Origin of the sequence: Aeromonas sp. 84A, from assembly GCF_051919345.1 — a bacterium.
GTDB classification, from domain to species: domain Bacteria; phylum Pseudomonadota; class Gammaproteobacteria; order Enterobacterales; family Aeromonadaceae; genus Aeromonas; species Aeromonas veronii.
The window spans coordinates 1,036,081-1,048,411 of record NZ_JBQBEW010000001.1; the positions used below are offsets into that span (position 1 = coordinate 1,036,081).

Sequence of the window (12,331 nt, forward strand, 5' to 3'; positions counted from 1 at the left end):
TTCATTTCCTTTTATTTTTTCTTTTATCCTGCTTCCGTGAATGTATGCTTGGCGCAGCAGTGGGTACAAGACGCGAAGGCGCATATGTCTTTGAATCTTGTGTTTTCAGGCCAAGGGACTGCGCCTTGTTGCGTAGGTTGATGTCATTACTTACAAACAAAACTTCATTCAGCCAGAAGTACAACGCAGTTGAAAGAATGGCGTGGTCGGGTTGCTTGGCATCCCACTCCGCGGGTAGCAAGGCCGTGTATTCTGTTTCATAGTGGATGCGGGACGATGTCGCATCCAACTGGCGAATGGCTGCGCGCGCCTTGACCGTGCGAGTATCATCTTCACTAGTCTTCAAACCATCTAATTCGCTCAGAACCCGATGCGGCACCACTGGAATATCGTCGGAGCGAAGAGCCTGCAAAAGCTCAGGATTTTCCATCAGAGCGCTGGTATCGAACACTACAATGCGGCGATCGAGCTCAAGTGGAGCTAGGTTGTCCTGCGCCAGAAGATTCCAGCTTTCCACTGCTTTATTCAACGCATCCCAGAGGGGCGATGACGTATTTAAAGCGTGGAAATGCTCAGCTGCTTTGCGCCAAGCGTGCACGGCATCTAATGCACCTGGGGTCAAGGTACGCACATCCATTTGGTTATTCCCCGCTGCTGTCAACGCTTGCTCGCCAATACTTCGGTAAATAGCCTGGACGGCTTTCTCAATAACTTGCATTGGTTGCTGTATGGCGTGTGGGCCATACAGCCTCAACTCTTTGCGCTCCAATGCGGATTGCAGCCACACTTGTCGTAATTCGAAGGAGAGCAATTCTTCAGGAATTTCAGTGGTGGAAGACAAGGCAGAGCGCAACTTTGCCAACGATTCCAAGGCGCGAATGGGGGCCGCATGGCGCAGCAGCGCAGCTTGCAGAGGCACCGCCTTGTCTGCAGATAAGACCTGATCTATCTGGATTAATAGAGAAACAACATCTTCAGGATCAAGCTGATTGGGCGTATATCTCAACGACTCATCAATAGCTTTCGACAGAGAATCTTCCCAAGCAGATTTCCAGACTTTCTTATCGGGCCGCCACAATTCAATTGCTTGTGTCGTGGGTTCGACCAATGCCATCAGATCGCCCAGTGGCTGGTCAGCACGCATGGCAAGCCACGGCCACACCGTATCGCCGAGTGCATCGACCTCTCGCCATGCTACGGACATGAAGGCAATGCGTGGGTCATCGGAACGCTCGCAAGTGCTCTCCAAATCTCTGCGCAGCTTGGCCCAAAGCGCGGTTGCAGCCTGGTCGTTCAAAGTAACTGCCAGGCCGCACGAGCGCGGCTGTCCGGCCCAATAGAGATGGAGGTTACCGGCCACTTCTACTTGAGCACCCGCTCCGTGGACCTGCGGTAGAGACAAGTTACGAAATCCCGTCATCATTCCTGTCGGGGCGGGCATAAGCACTGTGAACGCGGTCGGTTGATTGCCATTGGCAACCAGTTTGGGTGCGTTCACTGCAGAAGATAAAACGATAGTGGGTGTTGTTGCATCCGCTGCCGCAACCCCTTGCGCAACGATGCACAACCTCGCTCTTGCTGCCCCTCCTTTTGTTGTGGCAATAGGGCGGGCAGTGCGGGCATCTCGTAAAACAGAAGAGTCAATGATGGGTAGCAAAGAATCTGGCTCGCTTGTTAGTGCACCAGCAAGCAGAATTTTCCATACCAGGTCGGGTTGGGCTTGCTCCAGCCAGCGCTGCAACGCGACATCCCGCGGTGCGCTCGCGGACAGTGCACCATCCTCAGTACATGAGATCTCGAGTCGGCGATCTGCCCAACCCGTTAGAGAAACCTGGGGAGCGATGCGGTCTATAACCGTCGCGGGGTTTTTCCAGTCATACGTTTCCTGTGCAATGGCGCGCTCCACCAGCGGCAGCGGATTGTGTGGCTTTAAAACCTGATCAGCGATATTGGCGCGACTGAAATCACTTTGACTGAGACGCGCTCCATCATTTTGTGTGGGTTTAATCTCGTCGCTGATGGGGTCATAGCGGTGCCAGACCTTAACCGTACGCGAGCGCACCGGTAGGCTGTTGCTGCGCAAAAACTGCAAGCCATTGGTAGTCAATTCAAGCTCAGTTAGAGGTGCCTCAAGCGCATCCATAGCGTAACGTGTGGGCAGAGCACCCAAAGCAGAAAGCTCAGATACGCAGCCTTCTAGCAGTTCACGCACATCTCCTGCGCCCAGTTGATCACGGAAAATCGTCAGTAAAGACAAATTCTGCTTGTCAGGCAAATGGAGTCCGGGATCACACAGTCGCAACACCATCCGCTCGAACACAGTGGGTTTGCGTTCGGTGTGAAAAGTCACATCGGATTCCATTCGATACAAGGGCAAGGGCACGGATATTTCGGCTAGCTTCATACACGACCTCCGCGATTACCGTAGTTGCCGCCCTTGGTCGAAGTCGTCCGATTGGGTGGAGCATTAAACTTGCCACGCTGCTGTTGTGGCTGCTGAGGCAGCATGTCGGGTGACATCAACTGCCTTGCCGGAACCAGCCGTGCATCGCGTTCCAGTTGATCAAGAATGTCCTTGTAAACTGTTCGCTTCACGCTGCCTGCTCTATCCATTCGCGGCAAATCCACCTCATAGGATGCATACATGCTTTTCGCGCCGAAGACGATCAGCAGGTCCTGTGCCCGCGAAAATGCCACATTTATAAATTCAAACCGAGCAACATTGGCCTTGCTGGAACGACGTCGGGGCTGATTGCCTGAACGCAAGGGGTCGTATCCATCATGGCGCACCATGCTGACCAACACGATCGACTTTTCCTTGCCCTGATAGCGAATCACGGTATTGACTTCCACATCCAGGCAATCAAATCGCCCGTTTGACGCTTTGGGTCTACGGCGGCGGATGGCTGCGCGAATTTCTCGGCATTGGTTGGCATAAAAAGACACCACGCCGACTTTGCATTTGTTTGTCCGCGAGTAGCCCAGTGCAGCAGATTGCTGCTCAATTTGCTCTAGCGTTTCTGCAATCAACTCCGCCTCCAGGCGATTGGTGCGCCGAGGCTGGTTACCGTCCATATCTTCACGGTGAATCTGATTTTTCAGGTTGTAGGTTGTGTCCACCCACAGTGCATGGTCGCCCGGAGTGAGCAAGGGCGAGGCACCATCCACACTCTTCAGTGTCAGTCCATGAACACGACGAAGCTTAGGGTTTGGATCATCGTCAGGTCGAAGGAGGCCGCATTCCAACTGGCCTTCGTAAAAGTGGTTTACCATCGCCATGATTTGCGGGTGCATGCGGAACTGCACACTGAGCAGTGCTCGGATTGCAGGGTCCGCCATCTCGAAATGCGACTTGAACAACGAGGCTGTGACCATTTTCTCGAAGCGGCGTAGGTTGTCGCTGGTCAGCAAAGTCAGTGCTTCGGCAGGGTGACCTGTGCTGTTTTCCTCAGCGTTGGCCGCGTCGTTTTCTTCAACTTCATCCATGAAACTACGGGCTTCGTCGCCTTCCTGAAATAACGGTGGCAGTTGGCGGTGGTCGCCCACCAGCACGGCGCGGCGCGCGCGCATCAAAGGCATCAACAATTCCAGCGGGGTAGCCTTGCTCACTTCATCAATGATGGCGACATCAAAACTCGTCTGCCCAGCATCGTCCAGCGTGCGCTCATTTTCGTTGCAAGTAATGGCCACCACATTGCAGCTCGCCAGAAAATCTGGGCCCAGATGTTGCCAGTCTTCTGCTGCGGCGTTGTTGCGACTCAAATCGCGCATCCAATCTTCCAGTAACGGCCCCCATGTCATGCGCTCATGTTGCTGGTTGGCTTGGCGTTGCTCCAAGGCCTTGATGACTTGGTCAACGCTTCCGATGCGCTGTGACAAAGTTGCGGCAGGTTCTGTCGGCAAGCGGTTGCCTTGCGTGATGGCATCATCCTGCAACAGGGACTTAACCTTCTGCTCATGCTGCCCACGCTGTTCTTCCCAGTTGTCCAGCTTGCTTTGGGCGCTGCGCTCTTGGTTCCTCGCGGTTTGCACAAGGCCATTGTTCGGCGCTTCAGGCACGGGCTGCGCCAGTTGTGTCCGCAAGGATTGGTTTAGGTTTTCCGTGGCCTGTTCGATGAGCGGCCGCATACTCTCCAGCGCACGCAGGCTCGCATCTATGTCATTAGCCAGTTGGATAGCGCTTTTGATCGGGGCACACCATTCAGAAGCTTGGCGAAATAGGCCGTCATAACGGCTGAGCTCCAAGCCAACGCCAGCCTGCTCCAACTCTTTAAGCTCATTGCGCTTAGCTCTCCAAGCTCCTACGTAAGCGTCGTCCTTCTCCATCTGCTCCATTAAGGCGTTAACCTCATTTCGGAGCGATTCAATGCGTAGCCGGGTGTTTGCATCCTGAATGGGGCCGTCCGCTGCTTCACGCAGGCGGCGAATATCCGCAGCAATGGCTTCTCGCACATTCGTGAAACGCCGCCACTGGGCCAGCATATGCGCTAGCATCCCACCCCGACTGCCTGCGTGAGCCAGCCAATCATCCATAGAAAATTTCACAAGCAAGCCTGCCGCCTCGCAAGAGGCAAGGCCTTGCGCCAACTTTCTGACTGGCATCTCTACGTCCCGCAGGTCGCCGTGCAGAGCATCTGCTTCACCGCGCAGGAAGAGCTGAACACTTTGCAGGCGCAGACGCTTGGCCTTGTCTTCATCCAGCATCGCGCAAGCAGCGTCATACACCTGCTGTGCCTGCGTTGTCTGACTCCGAGCTGATTCCAAATCCATTTCAAGTTGCCCGCGTTTGGCGTTCAACTCTTTCTCGTCGTGCAACACAAAATCTGCGCGGTCATGCCACTCCCGCAAGAGGCGCAAGTCTTCGTCAATACGCTTCCACACTGCGAGGCGATCTTCTGTTTGTGCTGCCAAAGCCTTATAATAACGCTGCAAGGATGCCTGCCCCGCGAAGGCAGCGCCATCTTCGGTCACTTTGCGTTCGTTCCGTGCCAAACGCACTACGCGCAAGGAGCCGTCATGGCTCAGCCTGTCCAGTGCGTTGTCTACGGCGGTATGCGCCTGCGATGCCAGCAACACCCGCTGCCCGCGCCGAGCCAGTTGGACAATGGCCTCCGCAATCACTGTGGTCTTGCCCGTGCCCGGCGGTCCTTGAACCAAACACAAATCCGGCGCAGAAAGAATTTTGACTACGGCTTCTTTCTGGGTTGGGTTGAGCTTGTCGTTAGCCCACTGCGCCACTGGCTCCAAACGCTGTGGCACGGAAACCTGAGCAGCTTCGAACAGATAATCAGTCAGGTATGGCGCATAACCACCTTGTTCCTGCAACTGCCGCAGCGCCTGTTGATGCCGTTTGATCAGGCTCATATCTCCTGCGGTTGAAATAGACAGAAAGCCGGATTCCGGAATTTGATTCAGAATGCGCTCGCGCACAACTTCTGGTTCCTCGGCATTAGCAAGATCGTTCGCGTCATCTTCAGTCAGCGAGACAATCAGCTCGGCAAGCACGGGCGCAGGCCAAGGGCATTCCGACAAGTTTTCGTCCTTGGGTAATTTGCTATCTTTCGGCAACGGTGCGGGCTCCGAGAGTTTGCCAGCCTGCCCCAGTCGAGGAAGGCGACGCTCCTCCCTTTCAGGCAATCCGAACACCCAGGGATCTTTGGATTGCCCCACCTGAAACGCCACAAGATCATCCCGCCCCAAGGCCTTACGCTCTTTTTGTAAAGCCTGTGCGCTCTGTCCGATCAAGGAAAAAACCAACTGCTCGTCACGCCATTCACGGCTGACATAGCGCAAACCGCGCGCCTTGTGGCGAATGAGGCTTTCTTTCCACTGAAGAAATTCACTCCACTCGGTCAACTGCTTTTCGGTTTGCTGCGTGATTGGCGGCAGGTCGAGCATCAGTTGCGGTGTGAGTAAATTATTGACGCGCTGAATACGCTGCTGGCCTGGCGCGGATTGCACGTTGTCATGCACAACAAACGCTGTAAATTCACGTTCGAACGATCGTGCAGGAAGATCCGCAGCCTCGATGAAACTCTTAACTTGGAAGATTGGTGAATGATGTTCGGTAAGCCAGCTTCCTAGTGCAATGAAAGTGCATCCCTCCCGAAACGGCCAATCCCGCCCAGCGGCGTTAACTCGAATCGCCATCTGTGAGTATCGTGGATTCTGCTTGTCCCTCTGTCGATTGGAAACATAGCCACTGATCGGCATGTTGTTTGGGAAAAGCAACCCAAACAGTACTTCTGCCCCGTCGCGGCCGTTGCACCAGTTTTTGAATGCCTGAAAACGGCGCTGAAGATCGGTAATTGCCCGACTCATTACTTTATTATTCAGATCAAGCGAAACATACAAATTCATTGCAAAAAATCCTTTAGTTATTGCATGTTAATTTTAAGGGCAACAGCTCACATAACAGAACGGCAACGTTGTGAATTTTCGATAAGCCTAATCAGAGAAAAATATATAAGAACAATTAGAGCGGTTTTTGCATTGCATTACTCTGCCTCACCGCACAAAACAACACTCAGGGCGAGAGCATAAGTATATTTTTTTAGCTTTCATCGCGAGATAGGTTGCTCGGCCAATTCTTGGCAAATTTGACATCGCATGCCCAGCATGCCGCTGTACAAAGTTTGCGCAACAAATAACCTTGCAACTCGGAAGGACAGTGGTTAAATTTGGTGAAATTAACATTTCAATAGCTCACGCCCTCGTCCTGCCGAGACAAGTAACCCGATATGTGTTGGGTGGCACACCCAAGCAGTACTCGGCGAAGGTCTATCACTTCTACTAATAAGGGAGGGATTAACACAACAATGAGCGTAATATATAATTAAAAATAAGTATTATTATAAACTATAAAAGAATGGAATTATGGGATTTACCACGTTAAAGGGATGCTGTAAAGCCTTAAGCCGTACACTGTTTCGCCTGATAGCCGACCGAGCACTACCGCAGGAGGAAACGTCCACGAGACCACACATCGTCGTACCGCGTTGGGATGCCAAACTGGGCGATGCCATCGTCTCTTCCTTCTTTCTACGTGAAGCTGCCAAGATGAATATGCGGGTTACGGTAATTACCGTCGCAGAGTTGGTACCGCTTCATCAGCAAGTTTTTGGCGTTGATCGGGTGGTGGTCACTTCCGCTGATCCTAGCGTTGGAGAACTTATCCGCCTAGTGCGACAACTTGGACCGGTCGATACCGTAGTCCATCTGGTAGGTCGATTACAGCCCGCAGAAATTCTGTTTATTCGCCTGCTACGCCCTACCCGCCTCTATTCACTTGATGACGGCTTGCACTGCGTAAATCGTAAATTGGGGAAAGTAACAGCAGGCCTGAACGTTGTGGAACGCTACTGCAACGTGTTGCAAGACCTTGGAGCACAGACGGTAAATAGCGACTATGTTGTCCCCATTCCAGCTGGACTCCCCGCACCTGACGCGGCGGCGCAAATCCTGTTTAACCCCTGGGCCAGCCGCGAGGATAAATCACTTTCCATGAATTGCGCCACGGCGACACTGCTCGCGATAGCAGCCGCATTCCCCGCTCACCGGATAGGCATTCTTTATGGACCGGCTAGCCGAGAACAGGCGGGGCGGCTAGAGGCCGCCGTTGCCTGCGCCAACGTCATGCGCGTGGCCAATATCACCACCCCGGCCGACGTAAGCGGCTATCTTTGCCGTGCACAGGTAGTAATTAGTGTCGATACGGCCATTGTGCATCTGGCCGTGGGCCTGAAAAAGCGACTGATTGCTATCTATCCCGATACTCCCGGCGTAGCGAATCCTTGGCTCCCCCCTACTTCTGCGCTAACGACAGTGATTTACAGCCTACAAGTTGCTTCAACTGCAGTTAGGGGTAAGAAAAATATGAACAATTTCTCGCTACCGCTGCTGCTGGACGCCTTGCGGGAACGAGTGGTGCCCACCTCACACCGTGCAGATCGCTTGTCTCTGCAGGCTCAAGTCGTACCCGGCCTTGGTGTTGCAACCGGAACGCTGGCCCGCCAACTGCCGCTGATTGCTCAGGATTTCCCCGAGGTCGCTGGCTGCTTTCCAGGCACACTGAACCTTAAGCTTGAGCTACCACTGGAGGTAACCCGCCCAGACCATCGCACCCCACCGCTGGCCTGGACTCCGAGCGGTAGAACCCGGGAAGTGTTTGATCTGCTGCGGATAGAGCTGGAATTTGCTCATCTACCCGCCCCGGTTAAGGCTTGGCTTTATGTTGCCCATCGCTCACCTCACCGCGCCACACCAGCCCTGCACGAAGTGATCGCACCACTGCTGGCGATCGGTGACGTTCACCAGTGTCGCATCCATTTGCCCAGTGGCGCGGTGGGTGTAGTGGCAGACGTGCATCAGGCGAGCTCGTTCATCAGCCGTTCACTTTCAGCCAGCCAGTAGCTCACATCAGGCTCAATATGTAGAAACAGGCGCGCCAGTAGCGACCCATTTGCCAGAAACTCGTCTACCGACTCTATACGGTTTGTCGTGCGTCTGAAGTAGGTGTTGTACAGCTTCAGCAGCACAACTGGCCGCAGCAGAAAACTATCGACAGCCAGATCGGTGCGATGCATCACCTCGCAGCTAGTAAAGTTGTACAGCGGGCGGTAGCCCGGATCGATGCACTCCCCGCTGATGTTTATCACCTGCTCTGGTGCTTGCGGCACCAGATCCTTTATACAGCCTGGATTACCCCAAGCGTGCCTCTCTCTCGCAAGGCCAATCGCCAGCGCCCGCGCCAGCAATGGGTTACCCGGCTGAGAACCGAATATACACTCGCTGTGCCAGTGCAGCTTTGTAGTCAGTCCATCAGGAAACAAGCTGTCGGTGGGGTCGCCAAGCATCAGCGTATCTGCATCCAGCCAGACGCCTCCATGCTGCTGCACCCAAGCCATGCGAATAAAGTCACTTTTGGCGACAATCTCTTCAATACCTGTGGCAAGGGTAAAGGACAGCGGTTCGAAGGCCCAGCACTTGTCTACTATCGCTGGGTCAATCGAGTTCTCCAGCATTCGCGGCGTCAATAGCAGGAAGCGGTCGCCAAGCGCCCTTCGCATTGACACCAGCGCCAGCGCGACGTAAGGGGCCATCGTTTGGCCTGGAGCATTTTCCCAATAGCTGACGTAGCGAGGCATATGGGTGAAGGCGGAGTTCATTGCACACCTCCGCTGCCGATGGCCAGCAGGCCCTTCTGCGCCAGATAGCCCCTCAGCAATTGTAGCGAAGGACGGCACGCCGGTTGACGTAAAAACTCGTTCCCCAGCGCCGAACGATAGAGCTTAAGCCACACCAGGTCGGGGACGCAGGGCAGGAAATCTGCCAACGCTTGGCGATTCTCCTCCCCAAACAGCAGACGCAGCATACGCAAAATGGGCTGGTAACCGCTGGCCGAAAGCACATAGGCTACGTTGTCATCCAGTGCTCCGGTAATCGCCATCCCGTTCAGGCGGTCTTCAACCGCAGCGTCGCCCAGCGCTACCAGGGGATCGATGGCCACCGGGTAGATCGCGCGAAACGACTTCGCTCCACTTAGCAGCGAATGGTAAAGCACCTTATCCGCCGTAGCGCCGGTCACTAGCACGTCATCCCCAAAAATGACGTGAACTCCACTCCAGCGATAAAAATTTTCCGCCGGGATCACGTGATCCTGCACCAAATTAACCCGGTCCCGTTCCTGCTGGCTGAGACTGGCGTAGTTTTCGCATGGAGGGGCAATGCGCGGCAGCTTCACGTTGACGATGGTGGGTAACTCCATATGCGCCAGTTTCACGTTGATCTCCTCGACCACGATTTCATACAGCACGTTGGCGGTAGAGGGTACATTGCGCCAGCCAGTAGTCATCATCGCCACGTTATCGTCCTTCTCTTTCGCTTCAATAAATAAGCGCAGCCAAGGGGAGTCGGCTCTGTCCAGCTCAGCACTCAGATACTCGACAATCCGTTGGGCAAGCCAAGCAATATCCTCCACTCCGCCGAACTTGGCACGGCTGTAAATAGCGGCGAGTTGTGCGGCGTCCTCACCACTGGACATCTCGACAAAGCGGCCAGTTTCCTGCTGCGTCAGATGGTACAGCGCATGGCCGCCGAGAGTGGCGACGTAATCAGACATGGTGATTAGGCCGTCGGCCAGCAGCTCCGCGGCAAAAGGCCGCAGACCAGATTTTACATCGGCAGGGTCTATCGCCTTTTGCGCCAAGCGAAATTTTTCCAAGCGCACCGTCGGCGCCAAAACCGTCCCGGTCCGGATAAGCGAGTCAGCGAAAATTAAGGCATTCAAGGGATATTCCTATTTTTTTGTTTTGGTATTGATGTGATGGCCGCAAGTAAATCATCCAGCGCAATATCGGTTCGTTGCCGATGGCGGAAGTAGCTTAAGTGTTGCAGCCCCAACGGATACAGCGTTTGCATTAGTTCGGGTATTCCTGCCCCAGCATCGCGCGGGTCATGTGAATCGGAACCAATGGTAAACGGTACGTTGAGAGCAATAAGTTGTGCCAGCAGGGTACGCGATGGATAGGACCACCGGCCGTCGACCTCCAGCCCAGACATCGGGTCCAATATGGTTTTTCGCAGGCCCGAGGCGTTAAGCTCCCATGCAATGCAGCTATGTGCCAGCGTTCCGAGCAGTGGCTCGAAATAGCGCAGGAATTGCGCCTCTGGGATACCGCGAAGAAGACTGTCCGCATGGCCCACCGCGTCGAACAACCCGCTTTCCAGCAGGCCCTGCAGGCTGTCGAAATAACGCCGCAGAAACGTTTCCCCGGCCAGCCTCGGCAGCTCCCAGACCTTGACCATTGGCTCATGATCAAGGGTGACGTAATGAATTGAACCGATGGCAAAATCAAGCGGATAGCGCGCCAGCAGCGCGCGGGTGTAGTTCTCGGTTCCCGGCATATAATCCAGCTCCAGCCCGCTAAACAGGGTAATTTCCCCGCGATATGCCTGCCGTGCGTTATCGATATCGGTAAAGTACTGTTCGAGCTCAGCCTCCAGCAACCGGTTGCCACTATCAACCATAAAGGGTGCATGATCGGTAATGGTCAGAACGGTCACCCCTGCCGCGATGGAGGCGCAAACCAGCTCATCGACGCTGCCGACCGCATGCTTGGAATAGAAGGTATGGCTATGGCTATCGATCATGCAGTCTCCCACTGTTCAAGCAGCCCGGGATGCTTAGCTAGCTCTTTGACCAGCCAATAAGGATTATTCGCTCTGGCAACGCTACTGGGCAGATGTTCGAATCCCTCCAGACGTGCCAACAGTGCAGTAAGTGGTTGGGTATAGAGCGTTCTGGCCAACGGGTCCTGTCGCAGCCAGGCGGCGATCTGTGACCAGCTCAACTTATCGAAATTAATATTACCCAACCGCCGAGTTTCAATACCGTAGAGGTAGACACTGCCATCAGGTTTCACAGTAACATCCATACCGTTTTCCTGCGGGTGTTGGTTTAGACTGCCGAAGGTAAAGCGCTTGTTGACCTTGGATTCAATGGCGGCAACGTACCCGGCAAGATCAAGATAACCCGGTGGCGTTCCCGGCGTGGGGTGGACAAGATTTTTATAATCGATGGGGAAGTGCTCTTCGCCGACCACCAACGTATCCTCCAGTACGCTGCACGCCTCAATACTGGCCTCAATGCCCCATGCAGCCAACTCATCCAGCAGGTAACGGCGGGTAAATTCACGATCAATATCAATTGAACGAAACGAAAAGCTGAGCCCCTCCGGGCGACTGCGACGCAGATAATCCAGACTCAAGCCGTGCGCGCGCCACTTAATTTTATCAATATGGTGGCTATCCGAACTGAGTCGGATATTGCAGCTATCACCATTTTGCAGCACGATCCGGTTAGTTTCTTCGTAAAAATCGATCATTTTTTCGTGGCGCAAAAAACCGCTTGTAATAAATTCAAAGTGCCTGCCACCGTTCGAAAGTGCGAGGATTTCGTGAAACGTTTTAATATTATTTAGCGGTTCCCCTTCTCCGCTGACCGAAATACGCTTTACCGCCTGGTCATTTATTAATCGCGCGAGATTTTCCCGCGCCTGCATGGAGAGAACCATGCTTTTTCCGCTTTGATGCTTGTCGGCGTACATGCAAAACGTGCAACCAATACCGCAGATCTGTGTAATATCTATATAAAGCAGATGACCCTGTAATTTCATTGTTATTTACTCATTAAAGGCGCCGCAAGGTGAAGGAAGGGCGAATACGTCACAATACATATAAAGAATACCTCTATAGCGGGTTTAGCTGAAAGAACTAAAATTTTCAGTTTCATTGTAGGGACTGTCGACTGCAGTGAATCGCCCCTACCCTC

Annotated in this window: 7 protein-coding genes; 1 reads left to right on the top strand and 6 read right to left on the bottom strand. The window is 53.8% G+C overall.

Going from position 1 to position 12,331, the window contains the following annotated elements; all coding sequences use genetic code 11:
- Window position 1: 1 nt before the first annotated feature.
- Entirely contained in the window at window positions 2-2,404 is a 2,403-nt protein-coding gene (locus ACTG20_RS04940) for a PIN domain-containing protein (RefSeq protein ID WP_194494983.1), read from the bottom strand.
- Entirely contained in the window at window positions 2,401-6,360 is a 3,960-nt protein-coding gene (locus ACTG20_RS04945) for a DEAD/DEAH box helicase (RefSeq protein ID WP_194494981.1), read from the bottom strand. The genes ACTG20_RS04940 and ACTG20_RS04945 overlap by 4 nt, the downstream gene beginning before the upstream one ends.
- A gap of 516 nt (window positions 6,361-6,876) precedes the next feature.
- Here ACTG20_RS04945 and ACTG20_RS04950 point away from each other — a divergent pair.
- The gene (locus ACTG20_RS04950) at window positions 6,877-8,412 is read left to right on the top strand and encodes a glycosyltransferase family 9 protein (protein ID WP_194494979.1); all 1,536 of its coding nucleotides are present in this window, start codon (window positions 6,877-6,879) and stop codon (window positions 8,410-8,412) included.
- Here ACTG20_RS04950 and ACTG20_RS04955 read toward each other — a convergent pair.
- The 4 genes from ACTG20_RS04955 to ACTG20_RS04970 are packed head-to-tail and all read right to left on the bottom strand — an operon-like array spanning window position 8,367 to window position 12,176.
- Window positions 8,367-9,167 (bottom strand): glycosyltransferase, encoded by an 801-nt coding sequence (locus ACTG20_RS04955; RefSeq protein ID WP_194494978.1) that lies wholly within the window; start codon window positions 9,165-9,167, stop codon window positions 8,367-8,369. The two genes, ACTG20_RS04950 and ACTG20_RS04955, sit on opposite strands and share 46 nt — an antisense overlap.
- A complete protein-coding gene (locus ACTG20_RS04960) occupies window positions 9,164-10,288 on the bottom strand; it encodes a hypothetical protein (RefSeq protein WP_196783448.1) in 1,125 nt (374 codons plus the stop codon). The genes ACTG20_RS04955 and ACTG20_RS04960 overlap by 4 nt, the downstream gene beginning before the upstream one ends.
- The gene (locus ACTG20_RS04965; protein WP_194494976.1) at window positions 10,285-11,151 is read right to left on the bottom strand and encodes a histidinol-phosphatase; all 867 of its coding nucleotides are present in this window, start codon (window positions 11,149-11,151) and stop codon (window positions 10,285-10,287) included. The genes ACTG20_RS04960 and ACTG20_RS04965 overlap by 4 nt, the downstream gene beginning before the upstream one ends.
- Window positions 11,148-12,176 carry a radical SAM protein gene (locus tag ACTG20_RS04970; RefSeq protein WP_194494975.1) on the bottom strand — a complete coding sequence of 343 codons (1,029 nt, stop codon included), beginning with the start codon at window positions 12,174-12,176 and terminating at the stop codon, window positions 11,148-11,150. Before ACTG20_RS04970 ends, ACTG20_RS04965 begins: the two co-directional genes overlap by 4 nt.
- Between the last annotated feature and the right edge of the window lie 155 nt (window positions 12,177-12,331).